General features: G+C 61.8%; 14 protein-coding genes. 7 read left to right on the top strand and 7 right to left on the bottom strand.

The window, feature by feature from the left end; translation table 11 throughout:
- The first annotated feature begins 6 nt into the window (after window positions 1-6).
- Window positions 7-441: an NINE protein gene (locus IAI51_RS14030; RefSeq protein ID WP_187679030.1), complete on the top strand. Its 435-nt coding sequence runs from the start codon at window positions 7-9 to the stop codon at window positions 439-441.
- A gap of 93 nt (window positions 442-534) precedes the next feature.
- Here the strand turns inward: IAI51_RS14030 and IAI51_RS14025 are convergent, their stop codons facing one another.
- The 7 genes from IAI51_RS14025 to gshB all read right to left on the bottom strand — a co-directional run bounded on the left by IAI51_RS14025 (window position 535) and on the right by gshB (window position 6,562).
- Entirely contained in the window at window positions 535-1,806 is a 1,272-nt protein-coding gene (locus IAI51_RS14025; RefSeq protein ID WP_187679029.1) for a dihydroorotase, read from the bottom strand.
- Window positions 1,803-2,807: an aspartate carbamoyltransferase catalytic subunit gene (locus tag IAI51_RS14020; RefSeq protein ID WP_007913665.1), complete on the bottom strand. Its 1,005-nt coding sequence runs from the start codon at window positions 2,805-2,807 to the stop codon at window positions 1,803-1,805. The genes IAI51_RS14025 and IAI51_RS14020 overlap by 4 nt, the downstream gene beginning before the upstream one ends.
- 27 nt (window positions 2,808-2,834) lie before the next feature.
- Complete coding sequence (pyrR, locus tag IAI51_RS14015) at window positions 2,835-3,341, bottom strand: bifunctional pyr operon transcriptional regulator/uracil phosphoribosyltransferase PyrR (RefSeq protein WP_187679028.1); 507 nt, start codon at window positions 3,339-3,341, stop codon at window positions 2,835-2,837.
- Between the two features lie 97 nt (window positions 3,342-3,438).
- On the bottom strand, window positions 3,439-3,876 hold the full coding sequence (gene ruvX / locus IAI51_RS14010; RefSeq protein WP_008077844.1) for a Holliday junction resolvase RuvX: 438 nt from the start codon (window positions 3,874-3,876) through the stop codon (window positions 3,439-3,441).
- A complete protein-coding gene (locus tag IAI51_RS14005) occupies window positions 3,876-4,448 on the bottom strand; it encodes a YqgE/AlgH family protein (RefSeq protein ID WP_100846946.1) in 573 nt (190 codons plus the stop codon). Before IAI51_RS14005 ends, ruvX begins: the two co-directional genes overlap by 1 nt.
- A gap of 135 nt (window positions 4,449-4,583) precedes the next feature.
- Window positions 4,584-5,483, bottom strand: a complete 900-nt coding sequence (locus IAI51_RS14000) for an energy transducer TonB (protein ID WP_008077848.1) — start codon at window positions 5,481-5,483, stop codon at window positions 4,584-4,586.
- Between the two features lie 107 nt (window positions 5,484-5,590).
- A complete protein-coding gene (gene gshB / locus IAI51_RS13995; RefSeq protein WP_187679027.1) occupies window positions 5,591-6,562 on the bottom strand; it encodes a glutathione synthase in 972 nt (323 codons plus the stop codon).
- A gap of 225 nt (window positions 6,563-6,787) precedes the next feature.
- On the opposite strand from gshB, the gene pilG reads away from it, so the two are divergent.
- From pilG to IAI51_RS13965, 6 genes are all read left to right on the top strand, one after another.
- A complete protein-coding gene (pilG, locus tag IAI51_RS13990) occupies window positions 6,788-7,192 on the top strand; it encodes a twitching motility response regulator PilG (RefSeq protein ID WP_187679026.1) in 405 nt (134 codons plus the stop codon).
- Between the two features lie 60 nt (window positions 7,193-7,252).
- Entirely contained in the window at window positions 7,253-7,618 is a 366-nt protein-coding gene (gene pilH, locus IAI51_RS13985; protein WP_027926574.1) for a twitching motility response regulator PilH, read from the top strand.
- Between the two features lie 10 nt (window positions 7,619-7,628).
- Window positions 7,629-8,168 (top strand): chemotaxis protein CheW, encoded by a 540-nt coding sequence (locus IAI51_RS13980; protein WP_187679025.1) that lies wholly within the window; start codon window positions 7,629-7,631, stop codon window positions 8,166-8,168.
- Window positions 8,169-8,322: 154 nt separating this feature from the next.
- Window positions 8,323-10,383: a methyl-accepting chemotaxis protein gene (locus IAI51_RS13975; RefSeq protein WP_187679024.1), complete on the top strand. Its 2,061-nt coding sequence runs from the start codon at window positions 8,323-8,325 to the stop codon at window positions 10,381-10,383.
- Window positions 10,384-10,394: 11 nt separating this feature from the next.
- Window positions 10,395-16,319, top strand: coding sequence for an Hpt domain-containing protein (locus IAI51_RS13970; protein WP_187679023.1), 5,925 nt, complete (start codon window positions 10,395-10,397; stop codon window positions 16,317-16,319).
- Window positions 16,312-16,782: a chemotaxis protein CheW gene (locus IAI51_RS13965; RefSeq protein ID WP_187679022.1), complete on the top strand. Its 471-nt coding sequence runs from the start codon at window positions 16,312-16,314 to the stop codon at window positions 16,780-16,782. The genes IAI51_RS13970 and IAI51_RS13965 overlap by 8 nt, the downstream gene beginning before the upstream one ends.
- Window positions 16,783-16,972: the final 190 nt, after the last annotated feature.

The raw sequence follows: 16,972 nt of genomic DNA, 5'->3' as shown, positions 1-16,972 counted from the left end.
GTCTTCATGAACAGCTATCAGCTACCCCGTGTGAAGGAAAAAGACACCCACAGCAAACTCATCGGTTACCTGCTGTGGATCTTCGGATTTACTGGCGCTCACCGCTTTTATTACGGCAAGCCAGTGACCGGAACGATCTGGTTCTTCACCTTCGGTTTGCTGGGAATTGGCTGGCTGATCGACGTGTTTCTGATCCCGGCGATGGATCGCGAAGCAGATTTGCGGTTTGCCGAAGGGCCGATCGAGTACAACGTAGCGTGGATTCTGCTGACGTTCCTTGGAGTGTTCGGTGTGCACCGGATGTATCAGGGGAAGTGGATCAGCGGGTTGATCTACCTGTTGACGGGCGGGTTGTTCTTTATTGGCGTGCTGTATGACTTCTGGACGCTGAATGACCAAGTGTCGGTGCGCAACATGCAGAATCGCGGCGCCTTCCAGTAAGTCTTCGCGAGCAAGCTCGCTCCCACAGGGGATTTGTGTCGTTCACAGATCCAATGTGGGAGCGAGCCTGCTCGCGAATGGGGCAACCCGGTATCAAGCCTGGTGGCTGATCCGCCCATCCACCAGGGTGTAACGAACCACACCCGGCAGACTGTGGCCGAGGAACGGGCAGTTCTCGCCCTTCGACAGCCAGCCTTCACCGGCCACGGTGGAAGCCTTCGGATCGAACAGCACGATATCCGCCGCACCCCCCACCGCCAGTTTGCCCGCCGGCAGGCGCAGCGCCTCGGCCGGGCCAGCGCTCAAGCGCGCCAGCAGTGTCGGCAGATCGAGCAGGCCATCCTCAACCAGCGTCATCGCCAGCGGCAGCAGCAGTTCAACACTGCTGATGCCTGGCTCGGTCGCGCCGAACGGTGCCAGTTTGGCATCACGCTCGTGGGGTTGGTGATGGCTGGAAATCGCCGAGACCACACCGGACTTCACTGCTTCACGCAGGCCATCGCGATCCGCGCGGGTGCGCAGCGGCGGCTGGACGTGATAGAGGCTGCTGAAATCGATCAGCGCTTCGTCGGTCAGGATCAGTTGGTACAGCGCGACATCCGCCGTCACCTTCAAACCACGGGCCTGCGCCTGAGCGATCAGGGCCACGCCGCGAGCGCTGGTCAACTGGCTGAAGTGCGCGCGCACGCCGGTTTGCTCGACCAGCAGCAGATCACGGGCCAGCGCCACGGTTTCAGCGGTTTCCGGAATGCCCGGCAGGCCGAGGAAACTGGCGACCGCGCCTTCATGGGCCAGGCCGCCTTCTGCGAGATCGTGATCCTGCGAGTTGAAGATCACCGTCAGGTCGAACGTCGCCGCGTAATCCAGCGCCCGGCACAGGGTGCGGGTGTTGCGGAAACTCTCCAGACCGTTGCCGAACGCCACGCAACCGGCGTCGCGCAGCGCAACCAGTTCGGCCAGTTGCTCACCGTCCAGACCTTTGCTCAGCGCGCCAATCGGGAACACCTTGGTGTTGCCGGCCTCGCGGGCGCGATCAAGGATCAGCTCGGCCACGGCGGAGGTGTCGAGCACCGGTTTGGTTTTTGGTGGGCAGCACAGGCTGGTCACGCCGCCGGCCGCTGCCGCGCGGGTTTCGCTGGCGATCGAACCTTTGCGGCTGTAGCCCGGCTCGCGCAGGGCGACGTTCAGATCGACCAGCCCCGGAGCGGCCACAAGGCCTGTGGCGTCGATAGTTTCTACAGCGCTGAAACCGGCCGGTGCCGCGCCGAGGGCGACGATCTTGCAGGCTTCAACGTGAATGTCGGTGATTTGATCCAGGCCGCTGCTTGGATCGATGACGCGGGCGCCGAGAATGCTGAGCTTCACTGGGCGTTCTCCTGCTCGAATTGGCGCTGGGCTGTTTGCCCGCTCATGGCCATGGACAACACAGCCATACGAATCGCGATGCCGTAAGTGACCTGATTGAGGATCACCGAGTGCGGGCCGTCGGCCACTGCCGACTCGATTTCCACGCCACGGTTGATCGGCCCCGGGTGCATGACGATGCAATCGGGCTTGGCCCCGGCCAGGCGCGCGGTGGTCAGGCCGAACAGGCGGTAGAACTCGCCTTCGCTTGGCAGCAGGCCGCCGGTCATGCGTTCACGCTGCAGGCGCAGCATGATCACCACGTCGACGTCTTTCAGGCCTTCGGTCATGTCGGTGTAGACCTTCACGCCGTATTGCTCGATGCCGATCGGCAGCAGGGTTTTCGGCGCGATCACGCGGATGTCCGGGCACCCGAGGGTTTTCAGGGCAAGCATGTTCGAACGCGCGACCCGCGAGTGCAGGATGTCGCCGACGATGGCCACCGAGAGGTTTTCGAAACCGCCCTTGTGCCGACGGATTGTCAGCATGTCGAGCATGCCCTGCGTCGGGTGAGCGTGACGGCCGTCGCCGCCGTTGATGATCGCCACTTGTGGGCAGACATGCTCGGCGATGAAGTGCGCGGCGCCGGAATCCCCGTGACGCACGACGAACATGTCGGCGGCCATGGCTTCGAGGTTGCGCAGGGTGTCGAGCAGGGTTTCACCTTTACTCGCCGACGAAGTCGACACGTTCAGGGTGATCACGTCCGCCGACAGCCGCTGGGCCGCCAGTTCGAAGGTGGTGCGGGTGCGCGTGGAGTTTTCGAAGAACACGTTGCACACGGTCTTGCCGCGCAGCAACGGGACTTTTTTCACGGCCCGGGCACCGACTTCGAGGAACGAGTCGGCAGTGTCGAGGATTTCCGTCAGCAACTCGCGGCGCAGGCCGTCGAGCGAGAGGAAGTGGCGCAGCTGGCCCTGATCATTGAGCTGCAGCGGGCGCTTGGTATCTAGAGGCGTCATCGCGAGGGGGACTCTCAATAGGGCGGATTAAAGGGCAAAGTCTTGCAGTTCGAGCGTCAGCGGCTCGGGGCCGGACAGCTTCACGCGCTCGTGGGTGGCCAGCGACAGGGTCGCGCCCACCACGTTCGGGCGGATCGGCAGCTCGCCGGCGTCCAGGTCAAGCAGGCAGACCAGCGTCACGCTGGCCGGGCGGCCGTAGTCGAACAGTTCGTTCATGGCGGCGCGGATGGTGCGGCCGCTCATCAGTACGTCGTCGATCAGCACCAGATGCTGGCCTTCGATCTCGAAGGGCAGGGCGGACGGGCGTACTTGTGGGTGCAGGCCGTTCTGGCTGAAGTCGTCGCGGTAGAAGGAAACATCCAGCGTGCCCAGCGGCGCGTCGCTGCCCAATTCCTTGAGCAAGGCTTGCGCGACCCAGATACCGCCAGTGCGGATGCCGATGTAACGCGGTTCGCTGATATCACGCTGTGCAAGGTGCGCCTTGAGGCGTGTCGCCATCTGGCTGATCAGATCGGCGGGATTGGGCAGGCTCATGGTTGCTCCTTCTTCGACCCGAGCCGCGTCCTGCCGGACGTGGCTGGGGGTTTAGCCAAAAGAAAAGCGCCGTAGCGCTTTTCAGAATTAAATGCAGTCAGGATTCAAACAGTGCGGTGTTTTCATCGAGCCAGCCCTGCAACAGCAGAGCGGCGGCGATGGCGTCCACTGGGTTGTCGCGGTAACTGCCCTTCTGGCCGCCACGCACCAGACGTTCGCCCTTGGCCTCGAAAGTGGTCAGGCGTTCGTCGTGGGTATAGAAGGGCACATTGAAGCGGCCGTTGAGGCGGCGGGCGAACTTCTCGGCGCGCAGGCACATCTCGCTGGGCGTGCCGTCCATGTTCAGCGGCAGGCCAACGACGACGGCGTCGGGTTTCCATTCCTTTATAAGGGCTTCGACCTGATTCCAGTCGGGCACGCCGTTTTGTGCTTTCAAGGTGCACAGCTCGCGGGCCTGACCGGTGATCACCTGGCCGACGGCAACGCCGATCTGTTTGGTGCCGTAGTCGAAGCCGAGAATCAAGCGCAGGGCCATCAGGCGTGACCTGCCTGGCTGGTCAGCAGGTTGAGGTCGATCCCCAAGTGCCTGGCTGCCGCGTCCAGACGCAGTTCGCTGCTGGTGTTAAACAGAATGTCGGTGTCATACGGGCAGGTCAGCCAGGCGTTGTCGGCCATTTCGGCTTCCAGTTGCCCGGCTTCCCAACCGGCGTAACCGAGGGCGATCAGGCTTTTTGCCGGGCCCACGCCGTCAGCGATGGCGAACAGCACGTCCTGCGAAGTGGACAGTGCCAGGTCGCCGTCGAGCTGGGCGGTGGCCTGGAAGGTCTTACCTGCCGGGTGCAGGACAAAACCGCGATCGGTTTGCACCGGGCCGCCAATGAAAATCGGTACATGCTGGCAGAGGCCCGGCGGATCGATGTCCGGTCGCAGTTGCTCGAGGATGTCAGCCAGATTCAACTCTTGCGGCCTGTTGACCACAATCCCCATGGCGCCATTGGCCGTGTGCTCGACGATGTAGGTCAAGGTGTGGGCAAAGTTCGGGTCGGCCATGTGTGGCATGGCGATCAGGAAGTGATGCTTGAGGTAGCTGGGGCTGACGTTTTTCATGTGCGCTAGTGTGGCGTTCAAGGGGCGAACTGACAAGCTGAAGCCGCCAAAAGATCGCAGCCTTCGGCAGCTCCTGCATGGGAATGCGGGGCAATTGTAGGAGCTGCCGAAGGCTGCGATCTTTTGATCTTTCTCTTAATTGCTGGAGAGCTTGTCGCCCCGGGCGAATTTCCAGGTGCGGATGATTTCCAGTCGGTCGATATCCGATAGATCACCGGTAAACGGTGCAAATGGCGCCGCCAGCCGGACAATGCGCTGTGCCGCCTGATCCAGCAGCGGCTGCCCCGACGATTCCAGCACCAGCACCTCATACAGCGAGCCGTCGCGGTTGATCGAGACCATCAGGCGCAAATTGCCATAGATCTGCTTGCGCCGTGCTTCTTCCGGATAATTCAGGTTGCCGATGCGCTCGACCTTCTTGCGCCAGTCGTCCTTATACCAAGCGCCTTTGTCACGCATGGTCGACGCCGCGCTCAAGCGGTGAATTCTTGGGCGCTTGGCGTACAGCTGTTGTTCCTTGGCCAGTTCCGCTTCGAGGCTGGCGATGTCGCTGGACAACTGCGAGCTGTCGAACTCCGGCGCGTCGACGGTCGGTTTGACCTCGGTCTTGGTTTCTTCTTTTTTGGTCGGGGCTTTTTTCGGCTTAGGCGCGACAGTCGTCACCGCAGCCTTGGGCGCAGCTTCCTGTACTTCAGGCTTGGCGGCGGGCGGGGGCGTGACCTTTTTAACCTGATTGTCCTGGAACGGCGCGACCTCAGTGGTCTTCGGAATCGCCTTCTTGTCCAGCGTGCCGCTGCCTTCCTGATGCTCTTGCGCGAGGAAGTCAGCCTTCTCGGGCTTCTTTTCGCTCTTGAAGGTGGCGAGGGTGATTTCCAGGGTTTTGCTGATCTGCTTGGGCTCGACCATGGTGAAGCCGACGCCCAGCAGCAGCGCCAAGTGAATCAGCGCTGCGAGAAACAGGGTAAATCCGAGGCGATCGGCCGGGCGCACGCCACGATGGGCGAGTTCTGCGGGCAGATCGGACGGGAGGGTCATGACAAGAAAACCAACATCGCGCTTTTCAGAGGCTGCGCATGATAACGCAATGTTGGTTTCACGCCTTGGGCTTCACGCTTCAAGCGACAGACTGCATGTGACGCACATCAAGCTTGCGGCTTTTTGCCGGCGGCTTGCAGCTTCTTGTCGATAGCGTCCATCAGCATGCCGCCGATGTCGGTGCCGAACGCGTTGTCGATTTCACGGATGCAGGTCGGGCTGGTGACGTTGATTTCGGTCAGATTCTCGCCGATCACATCCAGACCGACGAACAGCAGACCTTTCTCACGCAGCGTTGGGCCGACCTGAGCGGCGATCCAGCGATCCTTTTCCGTCAACGGACGCGCTTCACCACGGCCACCAGCGGCGAGGTTGCCACGGGTTTCGCCCTGGGCCGGAATCCGCGCCAGGCAGTAATCCACCGGCTCGCCGTCAATCATCAGGATGCGTTTGTCGCCGTCCTTGATCGCCGGCAGGTAGGCCTGGCCCATGATCTGCTGGCCGCCGAGGGCAGTCAGGGTTTCGAGAATCACCGACAGGTTCGGATCGCCGGCACGGTGACGGAAGATCGAGGTGCCGCCCATGCCGTCCAGCGGCTTGAGGATCACGTCGCCGTGCTTGGCAGCGAATTCGCGCAGGACATCGGCGCGGCGGCTGACGATGGTCGGCGGCGTGCACTGCGGGAACAGCGTGGCGAACAGCTTTTCATTGCAGTCGCGCAGGCTTTGCGGTTTGTTGACCACCAGCACGCCGGCGGTTTCTGCCTGCTCGAGCAGGTAGGTGGAGTAGACGAACTCCATGTCGAACGGCGGATCCTTGCGCATCAGGATCACGTCGAGATCGCTCAGCAGGTTGTCCTGCTCGGCGTCCAGTTCGAACCATTTTTCCGGATTGGCGAACACTTGCAGCGGCTTCATCCGCGCCCGTGCCTGACCTTCGGCCTGATACAGGTCGCGCTGTTCCATATAGAACAGTTCCCAGCCGCGCTTCTGCGCGGCCAGCAGCATGGCCAGCGAGCTATCCTTTTTATAGGAAATGCTGGCGATAGGGTCCATGACAATCCCGACGCGAACGCTCATTGGGTTTTCCTCGAAAATTGGCTACCGGATCGGTATGAAAAAAGTGCCGCCAGAGTGGCGCCGGGCGGGTTTGCGGTCAAGGGAAAACCCGTCGATAGATTGCATCTGGAGACTGTGCTAAAAAGGCTGCCATGCAGTGCTGGCCCTTGAACATCAAGGGTTTCCAGCCATTACTCATCGCAAAACGGACAATTTGATTCGCAAAGGCGACGGTAGAGCCCCCTTATGGAACAGCAGTCCAGCGCCTTGAAGGTCATGGTGATCGACGACTCGAAAACGATTCGCCGCACCGCTGAAACCTTGTTGAAAAATGTGGGGTGCGAAGTCATCACGGCGATCGACGGTTTCGACGCTTTGGCGAAGATCGCCGACAACCACCCCGGCATCATCTTTGTCGACATCATGATGCCGCGTCTGGATGGTTATCAGACCTGCGCTTTAATCAAGAACAACAGTGCGTTCAAGGCCACGCCGGTGATCATGCTGTCGTCCCGGGACGGGCTGTTCGACAAGGCCAAGGGGCGGATTGTCGGCTCCGATCAATTTTTGACCAAGCCTTTCAGCAAGGAAGAACTGCTCAGCGCGATCCAGGCCCATGTTCCGGGCTTTGCCGCCGCTTTGCCGCAGTAAGACACGTACAGTGACGCTCGGCCAGCGGGCCGGATGTCGACAAGAAAAATGGGGAAAACCATGGCACGTATCCTGATCGTCGATGATTCGCCGACTGAAATGTACAAACTGACCGGCATGCTGGAAAAGCACGGCCATGAAGTGCTCAAAGCCGAAAATGGCGCCGACGGCGTTGCCCTGGCCCGTCAGGAAAAACCCGACGCGGTGCTGATGGACATTGTCATGCCCGGCCTCAACGGCTTTCAGGCGACCCGTCAGTTGACCAAGGACCCGGACACCGGGCATATCCCGGTGATCATCATCACCACCAAGGATCAGGAAACCGACAAGGTCTGGGGCACCCGCCAAGGCGCCAAGGACTACCTGACCAAACCGGTCGATGAAGAGACTCTGATCAAGACCCTGAACAACGTGCTGGCCGGTTGATCACGCGGCCATGAGCGAATCGCTGACCGCGTTCGAACTGCTCTGGCAGATTGACCAGCGCTGCCGCTTGCTCGCGGCCGACCTGCCATCGCAACCGGCGCGTCAGGATCGCTGGAGCGGTATCGGTTTTCGCCTCGGCGAACACTGGTATGTCGCGCCGATGGGCGAAGTCAGCGAAGTGTTGCACGAACCGCGCTGCACTCAGTTGCCCGGGGTCAAGCCGTGGGTCAAAGGGGTGGCTAACCTGCGTGGGCGGCTGCTGCCGATCATGGACCTGTGCGGTTTCTTCGGGCATGAGCTTTCACCGCTTCGTAAGCAGCGGCGGGTATTGGTGGTGGAGCATGGCGACGTGTTTGCCGGGCTAATGGTCGATGAGGTCTTCGGCCTGCAGCATTTCGAGCAAGACAGCTTTGAACCGCTGTCGATCAGCAAGCGCCAGGGCTCCAAGGCCGAGTTCGTCAAAGGGTACTTCCGGCGTGAGCAGAACTGGCGGGTGTTCAGCCTGTTTGCGCTGGCCAAATCCCCGGTGTTCATGAGCGTCGCAATTTAGTCGAAACACCACCCAAACCTGTGGGAGCGGGCTTGCCCGCGATGGCGTCAGATCAGTCGCCATAGATGTCGGATGTGCCGGCCTCATCGCGGGCAAGCCCGCTCCCACAGGGTTTTCGGTGAGCTTTAAATGGCGCGGGAATAGGCGAGGACCGATGACAAAAGCAAAAACAGGCAAGCCGGCGGAAGGATCGCGCAGTCGCTCGCAGATCATCGTGCTGTTCATCGCACTGATCGTGTTCATCATGCTGCTGTTTGCCAACTTCGCTTACCTCAACACCCAGGCGAACTACGACAAGCAGTACATCGGTCACGCCGGTGAGCTGCGCGTGCTGTCGCAACGCATTGCCAAGAACGCCACTGAAGCCGCCGCCGGAAAGGCTGCGGCGTTCAAGTTGCTCAGCGATGCGCGCAACGATTTCGCCCAGCGCTGGAGTTACCTGAAGAAGGGCGACCCGGCCACCGGCCTGCCCCCGGCGCCGTCGACCGTGCGCCCGGAAATGCGCGCCGTGCAGCTCGACTGGGAACGCCTGCTGAAAAACACCGACGCCATTCTTTCCAGCGAACAGACCGTGCTGTCGCTGCATCAGGTCGCCGCTACCTTGGCCGAAACCGTGCCGCAGTTGCAGATCGAATACGAAAAAGTCGTCGAGATCCTGCTCCAGCGCGGCGCTCCGGCGGCACAAGTGGCGATGGCCCAGCGCCAATCGTTGCTGGCCGAACGCATCCTCGGTGCGGTGAACACCGTGCTGGCCGGCGATGAAAACTCGCAGCAGGCTGCCGATGCGTTTGGCCGCGATGCCACTCGCTTCGGCCAAGTCCTCAACGGCATGCTTCAGGGCAACCCGGCGCTGAAGATCAGTCAGGTCGAAGACCGTGATGCCCGCGCGCGCCTGAGTGAGATTTCTGAGCTGTTCCAGTTCGTTTCCGGCTCTGTCGATGAAATCCTCGAAACCTCGCCGGAGCTGTTCAAAGTTCGCGAGTCGGCCAGCAACATCTTCAACCTCTCGCAAACCCTGCTCGACGAAGCCTCGCACCTGGCCAACCGTTTCGAAAACCTCGCGGGTGGGCGCAACACCGACACCATCGGTGGCTACGTGCTCGGCTTGCTGGCGCTGGCGTCGATCATCCTGATCGGTCTGGTCATGGTCCGCGAAACCAATCGCCAGTTGCGCGAGACCGCCGAGAAGAACGAACGCAATCAGAACGCGATCATGCGTCTGCTCGATGAAATCGAGGATCTGGCCGACGGCGACCTCACCGTGACCGCCTCGGTGACTGAAGACTTCACTGGCACCATCGCCGACTCGATCAACTATTCCGTCGATCAACTGCGCGATCTGGTGGCGACCATCAACCTCACCGCCGGCCAGGTCGCGGCGGCCGTGCAGGAAACCCAGGCCACCGCCATGCACCTGGCCCAGGCCTCGGAACATCAGGCCCAGCAGATTTCCGAAGCCTCGACCGCGATCAACGATATGGCCCAGTCCATCGATCAAGTCTCGGCCAACGCCGCCGAGTCCTCGGCGGTGGCCGAGCGTTCCGTGGAAATCGCCAATAAGGGCAACGAGGTGGTGCACAACACCATCCACGGCATGGACAACATTCGCGAACAGATTCAGGACACCGCCAAACGCATCAAGCGTCTCGGCGAGTCGTCGCAGGAAATCGGCGATATCGTCAGCCTGATCGACGACATTGCCGACCAGACCAACATCCTCGCCCTCAACGCCGCGATTCAGGCGTCGATGGCCGGCGATGCCGGGCGTGGTTTTGCCGTGGTCGCCGACGAAGTACAACGGCTGGCCGAGCGCTCGTCCGCCGCCACTCGGCAGATCGAAACGCTGGTGCGGGCGATCCAGACCGACACCAACGAAGCGGTCATCTCCATGGAACAGACCACCACCGAAGTGGTGCGCGGCGCGCGGCTGGCGCAGGATGCCGGGGTGGCTCTGGAAGAAATCGAAGGCGTGTCGAAGACCCTTGCGGCGCTGATTCAGAGCATCTCCAACGCGGCGCAGCAGCAGACGACGTCGGCCGGGCAAATCTCGCTGACCATGAACGTGATCCAGCAGATCACCACGCAAACGTCGTCGGGCTCCACGGCCACCGCCGAGAGCATCGGCAACCTGACGAAAATGGCCAATCAGTTGCGTCGTTCGGTGTCAGGTTTCACCTTGCCGGCGGCATCCGCGTCGGCGACGGATAAAGTGTGATTGGAGCGGTTATGGGTGATCGCCACGACTACGTGGCCCTCGAGTGGGTCAAAGGCGAAATTGCCGAAACGCTGAAACTGGCGCATCAGGCGATTGAAGCCGTGCTCGATGATCCGCACGCATCCGGCGGGCTGGACGAGTGCCTGGCGTATATCCATCAGGTTCACGGCAGCTTGCAAATGGTCGAGTTCTACGGCGCCGCGCTGCTCGCCGAAGAAATGGAACATCTGGTCGAAGCCTTGCAGCAGGGTCGCGTCAGCCATCGCGACGAAGCCCTGCACTTGCTGTTGCAAGCCTTGGGGCAATTGCCGATCTACCTCGACCGCGTACAGAGCGCCCGCCGTGATCTTCCGCTGGTCGTGCTGCCGCTGCTCAATGATTTGCGCAGCGCTCGCGGCGAAAGCCTGCTGTCGGAAACCAGTCTGTTCAGCCCGCAACTGCCCGAGCTGCCGCCGCTTGGCGAAGAAGCGCTGGCGTTGCTGGAACCGGCAGAGCTGCCGAATGTGCTGCGCAAGTTACGCCAGATGCTGCAAATGGCGCTGGTCGGTTTGCTGCGTGAGCAGGATGACCAGACGCACCTGGGTTATCTGGCGAAAGTCTTCACCCGTCTCGAAGCGCTGAGCGGCGACGCCCCGTTAAGTCCGTTGTGGCAGGTCGCATCCGCCTTGGTCGAAGGTATGCGCGAAGGCGTGATCGCCAAAAGCCCGGCACTGCGCAGCCTGTTCAAGGACGCCGACAAGGAGCTCAAGCGCCTGCTCGAACAAGGCATGGCGGGCCTCAATCAGCCGCCCCCGCCAGAGCTTCTGAAAAGCCTGTTGTTCTATATTGCCAAAGCCGAACATCCCACCAGGCAGATGCTGACCATGAAAGATCGCTACTCCCTGGACGACGCCTTACCCGACAGCGCGATGGTCGATGAAGAACGCGCGCGCCTGGCCGGCCCCGACCGCGATGCGATGCGCTCGGTGCTGGCGGCATTGTGCGAAGAACTGGTGCGGGTCAAGGAACGCCTCGACCTGTTCGTGCGCAGCGACCGCCAACATACGTCGGACCTGGAAAGCCTGCTGGCGCCGTTGCGGCAGATCGCCGACACCCTCGCGGTGCTCGGTTTCGGCCAGCCGCGCAAGGTCATCATCGATCAACTGGCGGTGGTGCTCAGCCTCGTCCAAGGCCAGCGTGAACCCAACGACGCGATCCTGATGGACGTTGCCGGCGCCTTGCTCTACGTCGAAGCGACACTCGCCGGGATGGTCGGCACCGTCGAGCCGGAAAGCCCCGAAGACTCGCGCCTGCCCACCACCGATCTGACGCAGATCCATCAGATCGTGATCAAGGAAGCGCGCATCTGCCTGCAACAGGCCAAGGACATGATCGTCGACTACATCGACGCCGATTGGGATCGCCAGCAACTGCAACCGCTGCCGGAACTGCTAACTCAGGTGCGCGGGGCGCTGGCGATGATTCCGCTGAGTCGTGCGGCGAATCTGGTCGAGGCCTGCAACGGTTTCATCCGCGAACATCTGCTGCTCGATCCGCACGAACCGGGCTGGCAGCAACTGGACAACCTCGCCGACGTCATCACCAGCCTCGAGTATTACCTTGAACGCTTGAGCGATGACCCGCTGGCGCCGAGCGAACAACTGCTGGATGTCGCGCAGAAGAGCCTCGCCAGTCTCGGTTATTTTGCAAACGAAGAGGCCAATGAGCAGTCCGGCGAACAGCGTGTGCCAGTGCTCGATGACGTGCTCAGCCCCAGCGAAGCACTGGTGATGCAGGACCTGCAGGCGCTGGACGACCCGGACATCGTGCAGTCGCTGGCCGATGTGTTGGCCAGCCCAGTGCCGGCGATCAATCCGCCCGCCGTGGTCACACCCGGCAGCCTGATGCCGCCGCCGGCCGACGAAGAACCGGTGGACGACGAACTGCGCGAAGTGTTCCTCGAAGAGACCGATGAGGTACTTGAGGTTCTCCACGAATACCTGCCGCGCTGGACGGCCAATCCCCAGGATCGCGCCGCGCTGACAGAGCTGCGCCGCGCCTTCCACACCTTGAAAGGCAGCGGACGCATGGTGCGTGCGCTGATCCTCGGTGAACTGGCCTGGGCGGTGGAAAACCTGCTCAATCGCGTGCTGGAACAAAGCGTCGAACCCGGCGCCGTGGTGCCGCAATTACTCACCGACACGGTGTTGCTGCTGCCGGAACTGGTCAGCGAATTCGCCACCAACAGCCAGCGTCAGCGCAGCGATGTCGATCAATTGGCGGCGCGCGCCCATGCCTTGGCCAAGGGTGACGAACCGCTGGCTGCTGAAGACGTCGATGACGTTGCGGCGCTCGATCCGCTGTTGCTGGAGATCTTCCGCAACGAAGCCGAAACCCACCTCGCCAGCCTCAACCGCTTCCTCGATCAAGCGGCCGAGCATGTTCCGCTGCCGGCCAGCGACGAGTTGCAGCGCGCTTTGCACACCCTCAAGGGCAGCGCGTCGATGGCCGGTGTGTTGCCGATTGCCGAACTGGCGGCATCGCTTGATCAATTGGCCCGAGAGTTCAAGGCCCATCAGTTGCCGCTCGATCTCGATGAAGTCGAGTTGCTGCTCGAAGCCGAAGGGCTGTTCCGTGTCGGCTTGCGCCAGCTCAAGCATGATCCGCTGGCGCCGATTGTCGGCGCGCAGTCGCTGATCAAACGCACCGATGCACTGCTCGGCGAGCGTCTGGAAGCGATCCTCAATGCGCCGAACACTGGCCTGCGGATCAAGCACGATCCGCAACTGATCAACAACTTCCTTGCCCAAGGCATGGACATCCTGTTCGACGCCGAAAACCTCTTGCAGCGCTGGCAGCAACACCCCGGCGAACGCCAGGAACTCAGCGCGTTGCTGGATGAGCTGACCACCCTCGGTGAAGGCGCGCACTTGGCGGATCTGCTGCCGGTGGATGTTCTGTGCGAAGCCTTGCTCGATCTCTATGGCGCCGTGGAAGAAAGCAGCCTGGCGGTCAGCGACCGGTTTTTCCAGGAAGCGCAGTACGCCCACGAAGCGCTGATCAACATGCTCGACGAACTGGCCGCCGGCCAGGAAGTCACGCCGCAGCCGGAGCGCATTCGCGCCTTGCATGATCTGCTCGACGAAAGCCTCGACCCCTCGTCCATGGGCCTGATTCGCAGCGACGGCAGCCGCACCTTGAGCATCCGCGAACTGGGCGCGGCCACCGCCGAGCTTTCGCAAACCAGCGCTGCCCAGGAGCCGGACGACGAAATCGTCGAGATCTTCCTCGAAGAGGCAGTGGACATTCTCGACAGCGCCGAGCAAGCCTTGCAGCGCTGGCTGAGCGACCCGGACAACGCCGCGCCGCTGTCCTCGTTGCAGCGTGATTTGCACACCCTCAAGGGTGGTGCACGCATGGCCGAAGTCGACGCCGTCGGCGATCTGGCCCAGGAGCTGGAAAGCCTTTACGAAGGTCTGGTCGATCGTCGCTACAGCCACAGCGAAGCCCTTGGTCGCTTGTTGCACAAGAGCCATGAGCGTTTCACCCGGCTGCTTGAGCAACTGCAAAACCATCAGCCGCTGGAGCCGGCAGAGGATCTGATCGAAGCGCTTCGCCAGGTACGCCAAGGCTCGCCGACCCCTGCCGAAACGACGCAACCTGCCGTCGATCACGAAGGTGCCGGGCACGATCCCGAGTTGCTGGAGATTTTCCTCGAAGAAGGTTTCGACATCATCGAGAACTCCGGCGCCGCGCTGCTGCGCTGGCAGGCTGAGCCGGGCAACCGTCAGGAAGTCGAAACCCTGCTGCGCGACCTGCACACCCTCAAGGGCGGCGCGCGGATGGTCGAGATCGGCCCGATCGGCGACCTCGCCCATGAGCTGGAATACCTTTACGAAAGCCTCTCCGCCGGCTCGCTGCAAGCGTCTGGCGAATTGTTCGCACTGGTGCAGCGCGGCCATGACCGACTGGCGCAAATGCTCGATGGCGTGCGCGCCGGGCAACCGTGTCCGCCGGCGGATCGGTTGATCAATGCGATCCAGAACTTCAGTCATCCCGTGACGCCTGAAGCGCCGCCGTTGCTGCCGCTGCCGGTTAAAACCGAGACCGCAGCACCGGCCGCCGACGCCGGCGCGGACATGGTCAAGGTCTCCGCCGAACTGCTCGACGAACTGGTCAATCTGGCCGGTGAAACCTCGATTTTCCGTGGACGCATTGAACAGCAAGTCAACGACGCGCAAGTCGCGCTCAACGAGATGGAAACCACCATCGAGCGCATGCGTGATCAGTTGCGCCGCCTCGATACGGAAACCCAGGGGCGCATCCTCAGCCGTCAGCAAGTCGACGGCGAACGCCTCGGTTACGAAGAATTCGATCCGCTGGAAATGGATCGCCATTCCCAGTTGCAGCAACTGTCGCGGGCGCTGTTCGAATCCGCCTCCGACTTGCTCGACCTGAAGGAAACCCTCGACCGCCGCAACCACGACGCCGAGAACCTGCTGCAACAACAAGGGCGGATCAACACCGAATTGCAGGAAGGCCTTATGCGCTCGCGCATGGTGCCGTTCGAACGGATGTTGCCGCGCCTCAAACGCATCGTCCGCCAGGTTGCCGAAGAGCTGAACAAAGACGTCGCCTTCGTCGTCGGCAACGCCGAAGGCGAGATGGATCGTAATGTGCTGGAGCGCATGGCCGCACCGTTGGAGCACATGCTGCGCAACGCCGTCGACCATGGTCTGGAGTCCACCGAGGTGCGGCTGGCGGCGGGTAAACCGGCGCAAGGGCAGATCAGCCTCGAACTGTCCCGCGAGGGCGGCGACATCGTTTTCGACATCCGCGACGACGGCGCCGGTGTGCCGCTGGAAGCGGTGCGGAACAAGGCAGTCAAACGTGGCTTGCTGGCGCCGGACGCCGAAATCAGCGACCGCGATGTGTTGCAGTTCATCCTCCAGCCGGGGTTTTCCACCGCCGAAAAAATCACCCAGATCTCCGGGCGTGGCGTCGGCATGGACGTGGTGCATGAAGAAGTCCGCCAGTTGGGCGGCAGCATGAGCATCGACTCGGTGCCGGGGCAGGGCGTGCATTTCCGCATTCGCCTGCCGTTCACCGTGTCGGTCAACCGTGCGTTGATGGTGCAGTGTGGTGAGGATCAATACGCGATTCCGCTGAACACCATCGACGGCATCGTCCGCGTGTTGCCGAATGATCTGGATGGGCATTTCCGTCTTGATCCACCGAGCTATCAATACGGCGGCCAACGCTATGAGCTGTGCTACTTGGGCGAGCTGCTGAAAACCGCGCCACGCCCGAAACTGCTCGGCCAGAGCCTGCCGTTGCCGGTGCTGTTGGTGCAGTACAACGACCGGCGCATCGCGGTGCAGGTCGACACCATGGCCGGGACGCGCGAGATCGTGGTCAAAAGCCTCGGCGCGCAATTCGCGGCTGTGCAGGGCGTGTCCGGCGCGACGATTCTGGGCGATGGCCGGGTGGTGCTGATTCTTGATCTGCTGGCGCCGATCCGCGCGATGCAGGCACCGGTTGCGCAGTATCCGATTCAACCGGATATCGACAGCGAACCGCAGAAACCGCTGCTGGTCATGGTGGTCGACGACTCGGTCACCGTGCGCAAGGTCACCAGTCGTTTACTCGAACGCCACGGCATGAACGTACTGACCGCCAAGGACGGTGTCGACGCCATGCTCCTGCTCGAAGAACACATGCCCGACCTGATGCTGCTCGACATCGAAATGCCGCGCATGGACGGCTTCGAAGTCGCCACTCAAGTGCGCAACGACGAACGCCTGCAACACCTGCCGATCATCATGATCACCTCGCGCACCGGGCAAAAACACCGCGACCGCGCCATGGCTATTGGCGTCAACGACTACCTCGGCAAGCCCTATCAGGAATCGGTGCTGCTCGAAAGCATTGCCCACTGGAGCAAGAAACATGCATGAGCGCCGCCACAACGCGCGTACCAGCCAACTCACCGGGCTGCTGCTGCCGCTGGCGGATCGTAACCTGATCTTGCCCAACGTCGCGGTGGCCGAGCTGATCGACTATCAGGCCAGCGCCTTCGATCTGGATACACCGCCGTGGTATCTGGGGCGCGTCATGTGGCGCGAGCGGCAGATTCCGTTGCTGAGTTTTGAGTCGGCGTGTGGGCAGAAAGTGGTGATTGGCGAGCGAGCGCGGATTGTGATTCTCAATGCGCTGGGTGGCTTGCCGCAGCTGAAATTCATTGCGTTGCTGGTGCAGGGGATTCCTCGGTCTTACAAGCTCGATAGCCAATTGAGCTATGTCGATGTGCCGTTGTGTGCGCTGGAACAGGCGGCGGTGCAGGTGGGGGAGCAAGTGGCGAAGGTGCCGGATTTGTTGGCACTTGAGCAGTTGTTGGTGGATGCAGGCCTGGTCCCCTGATCCGGCGTACGCGATTGATTGATCGTTCCCACGCTCCGCGTGGGAATGCAGCCCGGGACGCTCCGCGTCCCAAAAAGCCGAACGCAGAGCGTCCGTTGAGGCATTCCCACGCAGAGCGTGGGAACGATCATCGGCGAACTGATCCAGCCTTTTCGGTGATTTGACTGGCCTCATCACTGGCTTGCCAGCG

Source organism: Pseudomonas sp. N40(2020), from assembly GCF_014472415.1.
In the GTDB taxonomy this organism is placed as follows: Bacteria; Pseudomonadota; Gammaproteobacteria; order Pseudomonadales; family Pseudomonadaceae; genus Aquipseudomonas.
This window is presented reverse-complemented; position numbering and strand designations above follow the sequence as displayed.

Excerpts from the sequence above, each read along its gene's own strand:
- IAI51_RS14030 (WP_187679030.1), top strand. The coding sequence starts at position 7 with ATGAACAGCTATCAGCTACCCCGTGTGAAGGAAAAAGACACCCACAGC.
- IAI51_RS14020 (WP_007913665.1), bottom strand. The coding sequence starts at position 2,807 with ATGACGCCTCTAGATACCAAGCGCCCGCTGCAGCTCAATGATCAGGGC.
- pyrR (WP_187679028.1), bottom strand. The coding sequence starts at position 3,341 with ATGAGCCTGCCCAATCCCGCCGATCTGATCAGCCAGATGGCGACACGC.
- ruvX (WP_008077844.1), bottom strand. The coding sequence starts at position 3,876 with ATGGCCCTGCGCTTGATTCTCGGCTTCGACTACGGCACCAAACAGATC.
- IAI51_RS14005 (WP_100846946.1), bottom strand. The coding sequence starts at position 4,448 with ATGAAAAACGTCAGCCCCAGCTACCTCAAGCATCACTTCCTGATCGCC.
- IAI51_RS14000 (WP_008077848.1), bottom strand. The coding sequence starts at position 5,483 with ATGACCCTCCCGTCCGATCTGCCCGCAGAACTCGCCCATCGTGGCGTG.
- gshB (WP_187679027.1), bottom strand. The coding sequence starts at position 6,562 with ATGAGCGTTCGCGTCGGGATTGTCATGGACCCTATCGCCAGCATTTCC.
- pilG (WP_187679026.1), top strand. The coding sequence starts at position 6,788 with ATGGAACAGCAGTCCAGCGCCTTGAAGGTCATGGTGATCGACGACTCG.
- pilH (WP_027926574.1), top strand. The coding sequence starts at position 7,253 with ATGGCACGTATCCTGATCGTCGATGATTCGCCGACTGAAATGTACAAA.
- IAI51_RS13980 (WP_187679025.1), top strand. The coding sequence starts at position 7,629 with ATGAGCGAATCGCTGACCGCGTTCGAACTGCTCTGGCAGATTGACCAG.
- IAI51_RS13975 (WP_187679024.1), top strand. The coding sequence starts at position 8,323 with ATGACAAAAGCAAAAACAGGCAAGCCGGCGGAAGGATCGCGCAGTCGC.
- IAI51_RS13970 (WP_187679023.1), top strand. The coding sequence starts at position 10,395 with ATGGGTGATCGCCACGACTACGTGGCCCTCGAGTGGGTCAAAGGCGAA.
- IAI51_RS13965 (WP_187679022.1), top strand. The coding sequence starts at position 16,312 with ATGCATGAGCGCCGCCACAACGCGCGTACCAGCCAACTCACCGGGCTG.